Genomic DNA, 17,275 nt, shown 5'->3' on the forward strand with positions numbered 1-17,275 from the left:
TGTTATCCATTAAGTATAGATAGCGGACAAAAGAGACTGATGAAGCGAGGGTGTTAAAAAGGCCCCACTTGCGTGGAGCCTTTATTGTACGCTTTTTAACGCGTGATTTCAGTCAATTCCACTTACATGGACTGAGTGAAAGTACGGGTGATAACGTCCTGCTGCTGTTCTTTCGTCAGGGAGTTAAAACGTACTGCGTAGCCAGATACGCGGATGGTCAGCTGAGGATACTTCTCAGGATGTTCCATCGCGTCGAGCAGCATTTCACGGTTCATCACGTTCACGTTCAGGTGCTGACCACCTTCGATGGACGCTTCGTGGTGGAAGTAACCATCCATCAGACCCGCGAGGTTAGTTTTACGCACTTCGTCGTCTTTACCCAGCGCGTTTGGCACGATAGAGAAGGTGTAAGAGATACCATCTTTCGCGTATGCAAACGGCAGTTTAGCAACGGAGGTCAGAGAGGCAACCGCACCTTTCTGGTCACGACCGTGCATTGGGTTAGCACCTGGGCCGAATGGCGCGCCAGCACGACGACCGTCTGGGGTGTTACCGGTTTTCTTACCATACACAACGTTAGAGGTAATGGTCAGAACAGACTGAGTCGGGATAGCGTTACGATAGGTAGTGAGTTTCTGAATTTTCTTCATGAAACGTTCTACCAGGTCAACCGCCATGTCATCAACGCGAGCGTCGTTGTTACCAAACTGCGGATATTCGCCTTCGATTTCGAAGTCTATAGCCAGACCATCTTCGTCACGAATTGGCTTAACTTTCGCATATTTGATTGCAGACAGGGAGTCAGCCGCAACGGACAGACCTGCGATACCACACGCCATGGTGCGAACGACGTCACGGTCGTGCAGCGCCATCAGAGAGGCTTCGTAGCTGTACTTGTCGTGCATGTAGTGGATGACGTTCAGCGCAGTGACATACTGCTTAGCCAGCCAGTCCATGAAGTGATCCATGCGCTCCATCACTTCGTCGAAGTTCAGAAGGTCGCCTTTGATCGGTTCAGACTTAGGACCAACCTGCATTTTCAGTTTTTCGTCAACGCCGCCGTTGATTGCGTACAGCATGGTTTTCGCCAGGTTTGCACGCGCACCGAAGAACTGCATTTGCTTACCAACAACCATTGGGCTTACGCAGCACGCGATAGCGTAGTCGTCGTTGTTGAAGTCCGGACGCATCAGGTCATCGTTCTCGTATTGCAGAGAAGAGGTGTCGATGGACACTTTAGCGGCGAATTTCTTGAAGTTCAGTGGCAGTTTTTCAGACCACAGAACGGTGATGTTCGGCTCCGGAGAAGGACCCATGGTGTACAGGGTGTTCAGGAAGCGGAAGCTGTTTTTGGTTACCAGAGTACGGCCATCTACGCCCATACCGCCGATAGATTCGGTTGCCCAGATTGGGTCACCAGAGAACAGCTCATCATATTCTGGAGTACGCAGGAAGCGAACCATACGCAGTTTCATGACCAGGTGGTCAATCATTTCCTGAGCGTCTTGCTCGGTGATTTTGCCTGCTTTGATATCGCGTTCGATATACGCATCCAGGAAGGTGGATACGCGGCCGAAGGACATTGCTGCACCGTTCTGAGACTTAACCGCGGCCAGGTAGCCGAAGTAGGTCCACTGAATAGCTTCCTGAGCGTTGGTTGCAGGACCAGAGATATCACAGCCGTATTTAGCCGCCATCTCTTTGATCTGACCCAGCGCACGGTGCTGTTCAGCAATCTCTTCACGCAGACGGATAGTCGCTTCCAGGTTTACGCCGTTTTCCAGGTCAGACTGGAGAGAGACGAACTGCGCGTATTTGTCTTTCATCAGGAAGTCGATACCGTACAGCGCAACGCGACGGTAGTCACCGATGATACGGCCACGGCCATAGGCATCTGGCAGACCGGTCAGAACGCCAGATTTACGGCAGTTCAGAATGTCTTTGGTGTAAACATCGAATACACCCTGGTTATGGGTTTTACGGTATTCGGTGAAGATTTTTTTCAGCATTGGGTCCAGCTCGCGGTTATACGCTTTGCAGGAACCTTCAACCATTTTAATGCCACCGAACGGGATGATTGCGCGTTTCAGTGGTGCTTCAGTCTGGAGACCAACGATTTTCTCAAGGGCTTTGTTGATGTAGCCAGCATCGTGAGAAGTGATGGTAGAAGCAACGGAGGTGTCAAAATCAACTGGCGCGTGAGTGCGGTTTTCCAGTTTAACGCCTTCCATTACGCTGTCCCACAGCTTGGTGGTTGCATCAGTCGCACCAGCCAGGAAGGATTCGTCACCTTCATACGGGGTATAGTTTTTCTGAATGAAGTCACGGACGTTGACTTCATTCTGCCAGTCACCTTTCGTAAAACCTTCCCAGGCTGTGGCTAACTTTTCATTAAGCTCGGACATGTAACACCTACCTTCTTAAGTGGATTTTTTATTTACTGCCTGAGACAACCATTAATGATGATCGCCGCCACGCAGGTAAATGACCCAGTATGTCAACCCAACTAACAGACCCCCACCGATAATGTTCCCGATAGTGACGGGGATCAGGTTATCAGTAATGAAATTCATAATAGTCAGGTGTGAAAAACTTTCCGGGGTTGAACCAACAGCAGTCCAGAACTCCGGGCTTGCAAAGTTGCGGATAACAATCCCCATCGGGATCATGAACATATTCGCAATACTGTGCTCAAAGCCGCTGGCAACAAACATCGCAACCGGCAGAACCATAATCATGGCTTTATCCATCAGGCTACGACCAGAGTAGCTCATCCAGACCGCCAGGCAGACCATCAGGTTTGCAAGGATGCCGAGAGCAACGGCTTCGATAAATGTATGGTGCATTTTGTGGTCGGCGGTTTGCAGGACGTTAAGCCCCCAGCCGCCGTTGGCGGTCATGTACTCGCCAGAAAGCCACATCAACAGAACAAAGAGCAGACAGCCAATCAGGTTGCCAACGTAGACGTTGAGCCAGTTGCGCCCCAGTTGACCCCAGGTAATTCTTCCGCTGGCTTTTGCCACAACAATCAGCACCGTTGAGGTGAAGAGGTCGGCGCCGCAGATGACGCAGAGGATCAGGCCCAGTGAGAAGCAAATACCACCAATCAGTTTCGCTATGCCGAAAGGCATCCCGGCAGTGCCGGTGGTGGCTGTGATATAGAAGACGAAAGCGATGGAGATGAACACCCCAGCCGTAATGGCCAGAAAGAACGTCGTCATCGGATGTTTCGTTGCTTTGTAGACACCCGCTTCTTCGGCAACTTTCGCCATCGCAGCGGGGAGTAATAGATCAAAAGGGTTGTCAGCTTTCACACTAACTCTCTCTTTATTAAGTCGGCGACGAGATACTAACAAAGCATTATAGAAGAGAAATTGATATAGATCATATCTCGCCTGGCTTATAGGCCCGCAGTGTGTATGGTTTTACAGCAAAAGCGGAGTAAGTATTTGATTATCCGTATAAAAATAAATTTTAAAAGTTATGAAAAGAGTTGAATTTTTTCCTTCAGCCTCCCGTGGAACAGTTAATTAAAATGGAGTATTTATTAGAATTAGTAACAGTAAAGCCCAGGTAAGCGTTTTTATATTTACCCGTGGTTAACTTAATTATTACAATTAAACGTCATTGCGGAAAAATAAAAAAAAGGGGCAATGAAATTGCCCCGTAATATAGCTCAGGCGATTGAATACGCCTACAGCCATTAATGTTATATGCGCTTATTTTGACCAGTAAGCGGCTTTAGCCTTCTGCAATTTTTCATACGCATTCAGCAGCGACTGATGCGCCGGGAAGGCTTTCAGATCGCTGTCAACCGCTTGCAGGCCATAGAACGGTTCTTCACCGCTCAGCGCCGCGCTGGCAGCTTCAACGGCATCTGCACCGTACATGCGGACGAAGGCGTTCAGATACTGCAATGGCTCGCGGTCGTCTTCCTGAGAAAGCAAGAGCAGCGTTTGCAGGCAACGGTAATAGTTAGTGCGCTCGGCGGAGAAGACGGACTGGTTAAACTCCATCGTCCACTCGGTCCAGGCCAAAGCCTGATCCAGATCGCCGCCCGCCAGCGCCAGCATCGCTTTTAGCTCGCCGATGCGCAGCGTGTACCAGCCGTTATCTTTTCCGGTTGCCAGACCCAGCAGTTCGCGTACGCGGGTGAAATCATCGTGTCCTTCTTCGTCCAGTTGGGCGATCAGGTTCAGATAATCTTCTTTATCCCACTCGCTGCCCGGCAGGGCCAGCAGGGTTTCACGCAGATGCGCGCCCATGCTGTTGTTCGCCAGCCACAGATCTTCTGCCGGATAGATGTCCGACATACCCGGCACAATAATACGGCACGCATAAACGCCGAGGTGTTCATAGTCGGCAATATAGACTTCCTGATCTTCCGCGTTGAAGATCGCCATCAGGGTGGCGAACTCTTCTTCCGTCGTACCGGCAAAGCTCCAGTCCACGAACGGATAGTCTGCGTCCTGTTTGAACATATCCCAGGAGATCAAACCGCTGGAGTCGATGAAGTGCGTTTCGAGGTTGGTGTGCTCGGCGACTTCTTCATCATCAAAGGTTGGCGGGGTGAATACGTCGAGATCTTTCAGGCTACGACCTTGCAGCAGTTCGGTCACGGTACGCTCCAGCGCCACGCCGAAGTCCGGGTGCGCGCCGAAAGAGGCGAAGCAGGTGCCATTTGCCGGGTTAAACAGTACCACGCAGATAACCGGATATTTGCCGCCCAGAGAGCCGTCATAAGCAAAGATTGGGAAACCTTCCGCTTCCAGTTTGGCGATGGATTCCACCACGCCCGGGTAGCGCGCCAGCACGTCAGCCGGGATCTCCGGCAGGCTGATGGATTCAGCAATAATACGGTTTTTGATGTGACGCTCGAAAACTTCAGACAACCCCTGTACACGCGCTTCGTTACGGGTGTTACCGGCAGACATACCGTTAGACACATACAGATTGCCAACGATGTTCATTGGAATGTAAACGGTCTGCTCGTCAGACTGACGGGTGAACGGCAGGGCGCAGATACCACGATCCTCATTGCCGGATTGCAGGTCGATCAGCATGCTGGCGGTCAGTTCGTTTTCCGGATCGTAGAACGCGCGCAGGCGGGCATCGAGAATGTCTTCCGGCAGTTCGTCGTCTTCGGGTAGCGGGAACCATTTTTCGTTCGGGTAGTGAACGAACGGGCCGTTGGCAATCGTTTCACCCAGCCAGAAGTCGGCGAAGAAATAGTTGGTGGACAGACGCTCAAAATACTCACCCAGCGCAGAGGCCAGTGCCGCTTTTTTGGTCGCGCCTTTGCCGTTGGTAAAGCACAGCGCACAGTCTTTGTCGCGAATATGCACGGACCAGACGTGAGGCACCGGATTCAGCCAGGAGGCTTCTTCGATATTAAAGCCCAGGTCGGTCAGTTTCTGCTGGAAGCGAGCGATGGAATCTTCCAGAGCGGCGTCTTTGCCGGGGATAAACGTTTGAGTCATGGCGTTCACTTTTATCGTACGTAAAGCGCGCAATGATACGGGTTTTGCGTGACGGGTGCTATCTCCGGCGAAAATAAATGGCTGGGCTATGCTTATAAGCAGTAACCTACTGTTAAGGCATAAAAAAATGAAAGCATTTGATCTCCAGCGGATGGCGTTTGATAAAGTCCCACCTGAGTTTTTAGGCGAAGTGGCGTTGCGTAGCCTGTACACCTTTGTACTCGTCTTCCTGTTTCTGAAAATCACCGGACGTCGCGGCGTGCGGCAGATGTCACTGTTTGAAGTGCTGATTATCCTGACGCTGGGTTCGGCGGCAGGGGACGTTGCCTTTTATGACGATGTGCCGATGGTGCCGGTTTTTATCGTCTTCGTGACGCTTGCGCTGCTGTACCGGCTGGTCATGTGGCTGATGTCGAAAAGTGAAAAACTGGAAGATCTGTTCGAAGGAAAACCGGTGGTGATTGTCGAAGATGGTCAACTGGCCTGGGAGAATGTGCAAAGCGCCAATATGACGGAGTTTGAGTTCTTTATGGAGCTACGTATAAGCAGCGTTGAACAGCTGGGGCAGGTGCGTCTGGCGATTATGGAAACGAACGGTCAAATCAGCGTTTATTACTATCCTGACGATGAGGTCAAGCCCGGCCTGTGCATACTGCCGGATATGCTTATCGAGCGATACAAAACCGTCCCTGATGCGGGCCAGTATGCTTGCATAAAATGCAGCCACGTGGTGGTCATGCAGGCGGGCGATCATCAATTATGCCCTCGCTGTACAAATCCAGAATGGACGAAGGTTAGCCGGGCTAAACGCATTACCTGACAGCGATATTGTCGGTATTGCGACAACGGTACGGCAGATTGTTTTGTGTGACGAGGGGCACATTTCTTCGGCCATAAGTTTTAGACATTGCGGCGCGTGTCACTGAATGATAAAACCGATATCCACAGTTATAACTTATGGCTTTTAGCGTGGTGAGGGGAAATGGCTCAAGTCTTTAATTTCAGTTCAGGTCCGGCAATGTTACCGGCAGACGTGCTCAAACAGGCTCAACAGGAGCTGTGTGACTGGAACGGTCTGGGTACGTCGGTGATGGAAGTCAGCCACCGGGGTAAAGCGTTTATTCAGGTGGCGGAAGAGGCAGAAAAGGATTTTCGCGATCTGCTGAACATTCCCTCGAACTACAAAGTATTGTTCTGTCACGGCGGTGGACGCGGTCAGTTTGCGGGTATTCCGCTCAATCTACTGGGCGACAAATCCACCGCTGATTACGTTGATGCCGGCTACTGGGCGGCCAGTGCGGTAAAAGAAGCGCACAAATATTGCACGCCGAACGTTATCGATGCCAAAGTGACCGTTGACGGTATGCGCGCCGTGAAGCCGATGAGTGAGTGGCAGCTTTCTGACAACGCCGCGTATCTTCATTACTGCCCGAACGAAACCATCGACGGTATCGCTATTCACGAAGAGCCAGACTTTGGCGAAAATGTCATTGTGACGGCGGACTTCTCCTCCACCATTCTGTCCACGCCGCTGGACGTCAGCCGCTACGGCGTCATCTACGCGGGTGCCCAGAAAAACATCGGTCCTGCGGGTCTGACTATCGTTATCGTGCGTGAAGACCTGCTGGGGAAAGCCCATAAGTCTTGCCCGTCAATTCTGGATTACACCGTCCTGAACGACAACGATTCCATGTTCAACACTCCACCAACGTTCGCCTGGTATCTCTCCGGCCTGGTCTTCAAATGGCTGAAGCAAAAAGGCGGCGTGGCGCAGATGGACAAGATCAATCAGCAAAAAGCTGAACTGCTGTACGGCGTAATCGACAAGAGCGATTTCTACCGTAACGATGTCGCCAAAACTAACCGTTCGCGCATGAACGTGCCGTTCCAGCTGGCGGACAACAACCTGGATAACGTGTTCCTGGAAGAGTCCTTCGCGGCGGGTCTGCATGCGCTGAAAGGTCACCGTGTGGTAGGCGGTATGCGTGCCTCTATCTATAACGCGATGCCGCTGGAAGGCGTTAAAGCCCTGACTGATTTCATGATCGACTTCGAACGTCGTCACGGTTAATTGGCTGTTTTTCACCCCCGCAGCGTTCCTGCGGGGTTTTTATTATGTTGAGTTGAGAGTTAAGTTTCATGGAATCCCTGACGTTACAACCTATCGCGCGGGTAGATGGCACCATTAATCTGCCTGGTTCAAAAAGTGTCTCGAACCGCGCTCTGCTGCTGGCAGCTCTGGCAAACGGCACCACCGTCCTTTCCAACCTGCTGGACAGCGATGACGTGCGCCATATGCTCAATGCACTGAAAGCGTTGGGCGTTCAGTACGCGCTGTCAGACGATCGTACCCGTTGTGAAGTCACCGGTAACGGCGGCGCATTACATTCCGCTGAAGCGCTGGAGCTTTTCCTGGGTAACGCCGGTACGGCGATGCGTCCTCTGGCCGCTGCGCTGTGTCTTGGGAGCAACGATATTGTGCTGACCGGCGAGCCGCGCATGAAAGAGCGTCCGATCGGCCACCTGGTCGATGCCCTGCGTCAGGGCGGCGCGCAGATTGATTATCTTGAGCAAGAAAATTACCCGCCACTGCGTCTGCGCGGTGGTTTCACTGGCGGTAATGTTGAGGTTGATGGTAGCGTCTCCAGCCAGTTCCTGACGGCACTGCTGATGACCGCACCGCTGGCTCCAAATAATACCGTGATTAGCATTAAAGGCGATCTGGTCTCTAAGCCGTACATTGATATCACGCTGCACCTGATGAAAACCTTTGGTGTTGAGGTGGAAAACCAGACTTATCAGCGCTTCGTGGTGCGCGGGGCACAGCAGTACCAGTCTCCGGGCAACTACCTGGTTGAAGGGGATGCGTCATCCGCGTCCTACTTCCTGGCCGCGGGTGCGATTAAAGGCGGTACGGTAAAAGTGACGGGTATTGGTCGCAACAGCGTGCAGGGCGATATTCGTTTTGCCGACGTGCTGGAAAAAATGGGCGCGGTTGTGACCTGGGGCGATGACTTCATCTCCTGTACGCACGGTGAGCTGAACGCCATCGACATGGACATGAACCATATTCCTGACGCGGCAATGACCATCGCCACCGCTGCACTGTTTGCGAAAGGCACCACCACGCTGCGTAACATCTATAACTGGCGCGTAAAAGAGACTGACCGCCTGTTCGCAATGGCAACCGAGCTGCGTAAAGTGGGGGCGGTGGTAGAAGAGGGCGAAGACTACATTCGCGTCACGCCGCCGGCAAAACTGCAATTTGCAGAAATTGGCACCTACAACGATCACCGCATGGCGATGTGTTTCTCGCTGGTGGCGCTGTCAGATACGCCAGTCACCATCCTTGACCCGAAGTGCACGGCGAAAACCTTCCCGGACTACTTCGAACAGCTGGCGCGCATTAGCACCCTGGCCTGACGATCGTGTGCCGCATCTCCTGATGCGGCATTTCCTTACGCTTTCTGACAGTCATCCTCTTTCATTTCTTCTACACTCTGCTTCAATCATTCCGTAATTTGCACGCAAAGGTAACAGTTGCGCACGTTGGCGCGTATAATGCGCGGCGTTCATGTAAACGGTATGCCTTAATTAAGGAGAAAAAGATGACGGCAATTGCCCCGGTAATCACCATTGATGGGCCAAGTGGCGCAGGGAAAGGTACTCTGTGCAAAGCGATGGCGGAAGCATTGCAATGGCATCTTTTAGATTCGGGAGCAATCTATCGCGTGCTGGCGCTGGCTGCGCTGCATCATCATGTAGATGTTGCGTCTGAAGAAGCGCTGGTACCGCTGGCTGCACATCTGGATGTGCGCTTTGTCTCTACTGATGGCAACCTTGAAGTGATCCTGGAAGGGGAAGATGTCAGCGGTGAAATCCGTACGCAGGAAGTGGCCAATGCGGCCTCTCAGGTGGCGGCTTTCCCACGCGTTCGTGAAGCGCTGTTACGTCGCCAGCGCGGTTTCCGCGAAGCGCCGGGGCTGATCGCCGACGGCCGCGACATGGGAACCGTGGTATTCCCTGATGCGCCAGTGAAAATTTTCCTTGACGCTTCTTCGGAAGAACGTGCTCAACGCCGCATGCTTCAGTTGCAGGAAAAGGGGTTTAGTGTTAACTTTGATCGCCTTTTATCCGAGATAAAAGAGCGCGATGACCGCGATCGTAACCGCGCCGTCGCACCACTTGTTCCCGCGCAAGACGCATTAGTGCTGGATTCAACCAGTTTAACTATTGAGCAAGTGATTGAAAAAGCGCTACAATATGCGCGCCAAAAACTGGCACTCGCGTAATCGCGACCGATTTAGCAGTACCCCCGCTGCAATGGATTGACGGCGGGTATGTGAAACAACCCCATCCGGCACGGAGCCAGGTGGACGTTAATATTAACCTGAAGATTAAACATGACTGAATCTTTTGCTCAACTGTTTGAAGAATCCTTAAAAGAAATCGAAACCCGTCCGGGTTCCATCGTTCGCGGTGTTGTTGTTGCTATCGACAAAGACGTAGTACTGGTTGACGCCGGTCTGAAATCTGAGTCCGCCATCCCGGCTGAGCAGTTCAAAAACGCCCAGGGCGAGCTGGAAATCCAGGTAGGTGACGAAGTTGACGTTGCTCTGGACGCAGTAGAAGACGGCTTCGGCGAAACCCTGCTGTCTCGTGAGAAAGCTAAACGTCACGAAGCATGGATCACGCTGGAAAAAGCTTACGAAGAAGCTGAAACTGTGGTCGGTGTTATCAACGGCAAAGTTAAAGGTGGCTTCACTGTTGAGCTGAATGGTATTCGTGCGTTCCTGCCAGGTTCTCTGGTAGACGTTCGTCCAGTCCGTGACACCCTGCACCTCGAAGGCAAAGAGCTTGAGTTCAAAGTAATCAAGCTGGACCAGAAGCGTAACAACGTTGTTGTTTCCCGTCGTGCCGTTATCGAATCCGAAAACAGCGCAGAACGCGATCAGCTGCTGGAAAACCTGCAGGAAGGCATGGAAGTCAAAGGTATCGTTAAGAACCTCACTGACTACGGCGCATTCGTTGACCTGGGCGGCGTTGATGGCCTGCTGCACATCACCGACATGGCGTGGAAACGCGTTAAGCACCCAAGCGAAATCGTGAACGTGGGCGACGAAATCACTGTTAAAGTGCTGAAGTTCGACCGCGAGCGTACTCGTGTATCCCTCGGCCTGAAACAGCTGGGCGAAGATCCATGGGTAGCTATCGCTAAGCGTTACCCAGAAGGTACTAAACTGACTGGTCGCGTTACCAACCTGACCGACTACGGCTGCTTCGTTGAAATCGAAGAAGGCGTTGAAGGCCTGGTGCACGTTTCCGAAATGGACTGGACCAACAAAAACATCCACCCATCCAAAGTTGTTAACGTTGGTGATGTAGTGGAAGTGATGGTTCTGGATATCGACGAAGAACGTCGTCGTATCTCCCTGGGCCTGAAGCAGTGCAAAAACAACCCATGGCAGCAGTTCGCGGAAACCCACAACAAGGGCGACCGTGTTGAAGGTAAAATCAAGTCTATCACTGACTTCGGTATCTTCATCGGCCTGGACGGCGGCATCGATGGCCTGGTTCACCTGTCTGACATCTCCTGGAACGTTGCAGGCGAAGAAGCAGTTCGTGAATACAAAAAAGGCGACGAAATCGCAGCAGTTGTTCTGCAGGTTGACGCAGAGCGTGAACGTATCTCCCTGGGCGTTAAACAGCTCGCAGAAGATCCGTTCAACAACTGGGTTGCACTGAACAAGAAAGGCGCAATCGTAAACGGTAAAGTGACTGCTGTTGACGCTAAAGGCGCAACCGTAGAACTGGCTGACGGCGTTGAAGGTTACCTGCGCGCTTCCGAAGCTTCACGTGACCGCGTTGAAGATGCAACTCTGGTTCTGAGCGTTGGTGACGACGTTGAAGCTAAGTTCACCGGTGTTGACCGTAAGAACCGTGCAATCAGCCTGTCTGTTCGTGCTAAAGACGAAGCTGATGAGAAAGATGCAATCGCAACTGTGAACAAACAGGAAGATGCAAACTTCTCTAACAACGCAATGGCTGAAGCTTTCAAAGCAGCTAAAGGCGAGTAAGTTCAGGTTCGCACCATCATTTGAGCTGTAACGCATTTACAGCGCGAAGGATGGAGAGCAGACTTGACAGATTGCAGGATTCGTCCTGTAATCAATAACAAAGGGCGGCTACGGCCGCCCTTGTTTAATAAGCTGTTCAGCTAATGGGTTTGAAAGGAACCGGAGGAATCATGACCAAGTCAGAATTGATTGAAAGACTTGCCAGTCAGCAACCGCATATCCCTGCCAAGGCTGTGGAAGATGCCGTTAAAGAGATGCTGGAGCATATGGCTACCACTCTTGCCCAGGGCGAGCGCATTGAAATCCGCGGTTTCGGTAGTTTTTCCCTGCACTATCGTGCACCACGTACCGGGCGTAACCCGAAGACTGGCGATAAAGTGGAGCTGGAAGGAAAGTATGTTCCGCACTTTAAGCCGGGTAAAGAACTGCGCGATCGCGCCAATATTTACGGTAACTGAGTTTAATCATCAGGGTTAAACTGAGTTTAAAGAAAGCACCTTAGGGTGCTTTTTTTGTATCCCGCCCCTGCATTTCTGAATACGCGCCGCATTCTCATTTTCTCCTTGCTGTAAACGCTTAAAAACGTTGCAGCGCCCGCTGTAAATCACGCCTTTTCTGTCTGACGACGCATCACTCCCGTCGCATAATCGCCTGAAACATGGAGGTGAAGATGGGGATCCACGTTATCAGTATGTGCGCCATTCTGGCCATAATCCCGCTCTATTGGTTACCCGTTTTGCCAGACTTGCATATTGTCTGGTTGCTGATTGCCGCAGGAATTGCGTTATCCGTACAGCAGAGAAAATGGCTCAGGTTTTCAGGCCTCGCATTGCTTTTTATGTGCTGGGGGATCCTGGCCGCTCAGGAAAGCGTGTGGCCGATGAACCATTTAACGAAAGTTCCGCAGCAGGCCGAGGTGGTTATTACCGCAACGGACGGCGCAACGATGCATCAGGGAAGGATTATCAGCCTCAATGGAGAACGCGTGTGGGCTGCCATGGGCGTGTCACTCTACGGCAACTACCTGCCTCAAAATGTCTGCGTGGGTCAACGCTGGGTGATGACCCTGCGGCTCAGGGCGGTACACGGAGAACTCAACGATGGCGGCTATGATTCGCAGAAAAACGCCTTTGCCCGACACCAGACGCTGAGCGGACGGTTTACCCATGCGGAGATTATCGACGCACGCTGTAGCCTGCGTTCGCAATACCTGACATCACTACAGAATACGCTTTCAGCATATCAGTGGGGGCCCGTGATCCTGGGGCTGGGGATGGGGGAGCGGTTGTCGGTCTCGCGGGAGATAAAAAACCTGATGCGTGAGACCGGAACGATGCATCTGATGGCAATCTCGGGATTGCATATTGCGCTGGCCGCTTCTGCTGTCTGGCTACTGGCTCGGGGCATCCAATTTTTCCTGCCGGGCCGCTGGATTATCTGGCAAGTGCCCTTACTGGCAGGTCTGCTTTTTGCCGCGTTTTACGCATGGCTAACGGGCTTGCAGCCGCCCGCGCTGCGTACGGTTATGGCGCTTGTGGTACTGGCTGCATTAAAAATGAGTGGTCGCCAGTGGTCGCCCTGGCAGGTATGGCTTACTTGCGTGGCGGCGATCCTGTTTTTCGATCCGCTGGCGGTACTGTCACAAAGCCTGGCGTTATCCGCGTTTGCGGTCGCCGCGCTTATTTTTTGGTATCAGTGGTTGCCTCTCCCGCACTGGCAACGTGGCCGGTGCCTGCGGCCGCTGGTTACGCTGTTGTATTTGCAGGTTGGAATGCTGCTGCTTCTGTTGCCGCTTCAGGTACTGATTTTCCATGGTTTCAGTCTCTCCTCGCTGGTGGCGAATCTGTTTGCTGTTCCTCTGGTAACGTTTATCTCAGTTCCACTGATCCTGCTCGGCATGTTTCTGCATCTGTTTCCGGTGGCGACGCTGGAAAGTATCGTCTGGCTGGCAGCCGATAAATCTCTGGCAGGACTTTTCTGGCTATTGATGCGTTTACCGAATGGCTGGCAGGACGTGGATGAACGCTGGCAATACCTGACGTTACTGTCGTGGCTGCTGATCATTGGCTGGCGATTCAGGGCCTTCAGCGCAGTACCCGCAGTATGTCTGGCAGGCAGCGTGGTGATGGCATTTCCCCTCTGGCACAGGATTAAAACTGACAGCTGGTCCCTGCATATGCTGGATGTAGGGCAAGGGCTGGCGATGGTCATTGAGCGTCACGGGAAGGCCATTCTGTATGACACCGGGCTGGCATGGCCCGGTGGGGACAGCGCGCAGCAGCTGATTATCCCCTGGCTACGCTGGCATCATCTGAGGCCGGAAGGGGTGATCCTGAGCCATGAACATCTCGACCACGCGGGGGGACTGACATCGCTAAAAGCTGCCTGGCCTGCAATGTGGATCAGAAGCCCCTTAGCCTGGGCCGGACATCTTCCATGCTTTCGTGGACAGCGATGGCAGTGGCATGGGTTAACGTTCTCCGTGCATTGGCCACCCGAAAACACCCCGGCGAAAGGTAACAACCGCTCCTGCGTGGTAAAAATCGATGACGGCGAACAGAGCGTTTTACTGACCGGAGATATTGAAGCGCAGGCAGAACTGGCAATGTTGAGCCACCGCTGGCGTCAACTTGCGGCTACACTGATTCAGGTGCCGCATCATGGGAGTAACACGTCATCTTCAACACCGCTGCTACAGCGCGTGGAGGGGCAGGTTTCGCTGGCCTCGATGGCCCGCTATAACGCGTGGCGTTTCCCTTCCATCAAAGTAGTCAGGCGCTATCGAACTGAGGGATATCTCTGGCTTGATACCCCGCAGTCCGGACAGATAACTGTGACGTTTTCGCACCAAAGTCGGCAAATTCGCCGCTTACGTGAACACTATTTACCGCGTTGGTATCATCAGTGGTTTGGCGCGCCCGTAGATAACGGGTAGAATATGCGGCTATTTCAACAAATGCTGGTTTTTTGAATGCATAACGACAAAGATCTCTCCACGTGGCAAACGTTCCGCCGGCTCTGGCCGATGATTGCACCTTTCAAAGCAGGCTTGATCGTGGCGGGCGTAGCGTTAATCCTCAACGCAGCCAGCGATACGTTTATGTTATCGCTTCTCAAACCGTTACTGGATGACGGTTTTGGTAAAACGGATCGTTCAGTGCTGCTATGGATGCCGCTGGTGGTTATTGGGCTGATGATCTTACGCGGAATCTCCAGCTATGTATCCAGCTATTGCATCTCCTGGGTATCCGGTAAAGTGGTGATGACCATGCGCCGTCGGTTATTCAGCCATATGATGGGGATGCCAGTCTCATTCTTTGACAAACAGTCAACCGGTACCCTGCTGTCGCGTATTACCTACGATTCAGAGCAGGTGGCGTCGTCCTCTTCCAGCGCACTGATTACCGTTGTGCGTGAAGGCGCATCCATCATCGGTCTTTTTGCGATGATGTTCTATTACAGCTGGCAACTGTCGCTGATCCTTATTGTGCTGGCGCCGATTGTCTCCATCGCGATCCGCGTGGTATCAAAGCGTTTTCGCAACATCAGTAAAAATATGCAGAATACGATGGGGCAGGTGACTACCAGCGCCGAGCAGATGCTGAAAGGCCATAAGGAAGTGTTGATCTTCGGCGGTCAGGAAGTCGAAACCAAACGCTTTGACAAGGTCAGCAACAGAATGCGCCTGCAAGGGATGAAAATGGTATCGGCCTCGTCGATTTCCGATCCGATCATTCAGCTGATTGCCTCTTTGGCCCTGGCCTTCGTCCTGTATGCAGCAAGCTTCCCGAGCGTCATGGAAACCCTGACTGCGGGTACCATTACCGTGGTGTTCTCATCCATGATTGCGCTGATGCGTCCGCTGAAATCGCTCACAAACGTCAACGCCCAGTTCCAGCGCGGGATGGCAGCCTGTCAGACGCTGTTCAGCATCCTCGATTCCGAACAGGAAAAAGATGAAGGTACACGCGTGATCGAGCGCGCTAAAGGTGACCTGGAATTCCGCAACGTGACCTTTACCTATCCAGGCCGTGAAGTGCCGGCGCTGCGTGATATCAGCCTGTCCATTCCGGCGGGTAAAACCGTTGCACTGGTCGGTCGTTCCGGTTCGGGCAAGTCGACTATTGCCAGCCTGATTACCCGTTTCTACGATATCGACCAGGGCGAAATCCTGCTTGATGGTCACGACCTGCGGGAATATACCCTACAGTCGTTGCGTAACCAGGTCGCGCTGGTTTCGCAGAACGTGCATCTGTTCAACGATACGGTGGCGAACAACATTGCGTATGCCCGTACCGAAGAGTACAGCCGTGAAGAGATCGAGAATGCGGCGCGTATGGCCTATGCGATGGACTTCATTAACAAAATGGATAACGGTCTGGATACGATCATTGGCGAAAACGGGGTGCTGCTCTCCGGTGGTCAGCGTCAACGTATCGCGATTGCCCGAGCGCTGCTGCGCAACAGCCCGATTCTGATCCTCGATGAAGCAACGTCCGCACTGGATACGGAATCTGAACGCGCTATCCAGTCGGCTCTGGATGAATTACAGAAAAACCGTACCTCGCTGGTTATCGCGCACCGTCTGTCGACCATCGAACAGGCTGACGAAATCGTGGTGGTGGAAGACGGCGTTATCGTTGAACGCGGCAGCCATGCGGACCTGCTGGAACAACGTGGTGTATACGCGCAGCTTCATAAAATGCAGTTCGGTCAATGATTGCACGCATCTGGTCGGGTGAATCCCCTCTGTGGGTGCTGCTTCTCCCGCTCTCCTGGCTGTATGGCCTGGTGAGCGGTGCTATTCGTCTGCTTTATCGCATCGGGATCAAGCGCGCCTGGCGCGCACCGGTACCGGTAGTGGTGGTCGGCAACCTGACGGCGGGTGGAAACGGCAAAACGCCGGTGGTGATCTGGCTGGTAGAACAGCTCCAGAAGCGCGGTATCCGCCCGGGAGTTGTCTCACGCGGTTACGGTGGTAAAGCGGCGCAGTATCCACTGGTGCTGAGCCCAGCTACGTCAACCGCTGAAGCCGGTGATGAGCCGGTACTGATTTACCAACGTACTGGCGCGCCGGTTGCGGTATCGCCGATGCGCAGTGATGCCGTAAAGGCACTGCTTGCAGAGCATGACGTACAAATCATAATTACCGATGATGGTTTGCAGCATTACGCGCTGGCGCGTGACAAAGAGATCGTGGTTATTGACGGCGTGCGGCGTTTTGGCAACGGCTGGTGGCTGCCAGCCGGTCCAATGCGTGAGCGTGCGTCGCGCCTGAAGAGCGTCGATGCCGTGATTGTAAACGGTGGTGAAGCCAGAGCGGGTGAGATCCCGATGCATCTTCGTCCCGGAAAGGCAGTGAATATGCTGACCGGCGAGCGTAAAGACGTCGCGTTACTGGATCATCTGATTGCGATGGCCGGGATTGGTCATCCGCCGCGTTTCTTCGCGACGCTGGAGCAGTGCGGCGCGCGGCTGGAGAAACGGGTACCGCTGGCCGATCACCAGGCGCTGGTTGCCGAAGAGATTGAGAGGCTGGCCGCACCGGGCCAGACGCTGATCATGACGGAAAAAGACGCGGTAAAATGCCGGGCCTTTGCGAAAGAAAACTGGTGGTATCTGCCGGTTGATGCTGAACTCAGCGGCGAACAGCCGGAACATTTGCTCAAGGAACTGCTCGCGTTAGTGCAGTAACTTCTACGCAGTTCCGGTGGCGCT

The 17,275-nt window shown here is 53.0% G+C and carries 12 protein-coding genes; 9 read left to right on the forward strand and 3 right to left on the reverse strand.

Translation table 11 applies throughout. The annotated features are described in order from the left end of the window. Window positions 1-122: 122 nt before the first annotated feature. The 3 genes from pflB to ycaO form a co-directional block, all read right to left on the reverse strand. Window positions 123-2,405, reverse strand: coding sequence for a formate C-acetyltransferase (gene pflB / locus ACQG1K_RS07755; RefSeq protein ID WP_022647624.1), 2,283 nt, complete (start codon window positions 2,403-2,405; stop codon window positions 123-125). Window positions 2,406-2,456: 51 nt separating this feature from the next. Then, on the reverse strand, window positions 2,457-3,314 hold the full coding sequence (gene focA / locus ACQG1K_RS07760; protein WP_017384832.1) for a formate transporter FocA: 858 nt from the start codon (window positions 3,312-3,314) through the stop codon (window positions 2,457-2,459). 405 nt (window positions 3,315-3,719) lie between these two features. Beyond that, window positions 3,720-5,480, reverse strand: a complete 1,761-nt coding sequence (ycaO, locus tag ACQG1K_RS07765; protein ID WP_199008407.1) for a 30S ribosomal protein S12 methylthiotransferase accessory factor YcaO — start codon at window positions 5,478-5,480, stop codon at window positions 3,720-3,722. Between the two features lie 127 nt (window positions 5,481-5,607). On the opposite strand from ycaO, the gene ACQG1K_RS07770 reads away from it, so the two are divergent. The 9 genes from ACQG1K_RS07770 (at window position 5,608) to lpxK (ending at window position 17,251) form a co-directional block, all read left to right on the forward strand. Then, window positions 5,608-6,300, forward strand: a complete 693-nt coding sequence (locus tag ACQG1K_RS07770; protein WP_023299721.1) for a DUF421 domain-containing protein — start codon at window positions 5,608-5,610, stop codon at window positions 6,298-6,300. 162 nt (window positions 6,301-6,462) lie between these two features. Beyond that, window positions 6,463-7,551: a 3-phosphoserine/phosphohydroxythreonine transaminase gene (serC, locus tag ACQG1K_RS07775; RefSeq protein WP_022647627.1), complete on the forward strand. Its 1,089-nt coding sequence runs from the start codon at window positions 6,463-6,465 to the stop codon at window positions 7,549-7,551. Window positions 7,552-7,619: 68 nt separating this feature from the next. Next, entirely contained in the window at window positions 7,620-8,903 is a 1,284-nt protein-coding gene (gene aroA, locus ACQG1K_RS07780) for a 3-phosphoshikimate 1-carboxyvinyltransferase (RefSeq protein ID WP_426720887.1), read from the forward strand. Between the two features lie 185 nt (window positions 8,904-9,088). Continuing rightward, window positions 9,089-9,772, forward strand: a complete 684-nt coding sequence (gene cmk, locus ACQG1K_RS07785; RefSeq protein ID WP_015570968.1) for a (d)CMP kinase — start codon at window positions 9,089-9,091, stop codon at window positions 9,770-9,772. A gap of 111 nt (window positions 9,773-9,883) precedes the next feature. After that, on the forward strand, window positions 9,884-11,557 hold the full coding sequence (gene rpsA / locus ACQG1K_RS07790; protein WP_003858235.1) for a 30S ribosomal protein S1: 1,674 nt from the start codon (window positions 9,884-9,886) through the stop codon (window positions 11,555-11,557). Between the two features lie 170 nt (window positions 11,558-11,727). Then, window positions 11,728-12,015: an integration host factor subunit beta gene (gene ihfB / locus ACQG1K_RS07795; RefSeq protein ID WP_003858233.1), complete on the forward strand. Its 288-nt coding sequence runs from the start codon at window positions 11,728-11,730 to the stop codon at window positions 12,013-12,015. A 212-nt stretch (window positions 12,016-12,227) separates the two neighbouring features. Further along, window positions 12,228-14,492, forward strand: coding sequence for a ComEC family protein (locus ACQG1K_RS07800; RefSeq protein WP_161177747.1), 2,265 nt, complete (start codon window positions 12,228-12,230; stop codon window positions 14,490-14,492). A 36-nt stretch (window positions 14,493-14,528) separates the two neighbouring features. After that, window positions 14,529-16,277 carry a lipid A ABC transporter ATP-binding protein/permease MsbA gene (gene msbA / locus ACQG1K_RS07805; RefSeq protein WP_003858227.1) on the forward strand — a complete coding sequence of 583 codons (1,749 nt, stop codon included), beginning with the start codon at window positions 14,529-14,531 and terminating at the stop codon, window positions 16,275-16,277. Further along, window positions 16,274-17,251, forward strand: a complete 978-nt coding sequence (lpxK, locus tag ACQG1K_RS07810; RefSeq protein WP_063150008.1) for a tetraacyldisaccharide 4'-kinase — start codon at window positions 16,274-16,276, stop codon at window positions 17,249-17,251. The genes msbA and lpxK overlap by 4 nt, the downstream gene beginning before the upstream one ends. Window positions 17,252-17,275: the final 24 nt, after the last annotated feature.

The organism is Enterobacter cloacae complex sp. 402C9 (genome assembly GCF_050030745.1).
GTDB lineage: Bacteria > Pseudomonadota > Gammaproteobacteria > Enterobacterales > Enterobacteriaceae > Enterobacter > Enterobacter intestinihominis.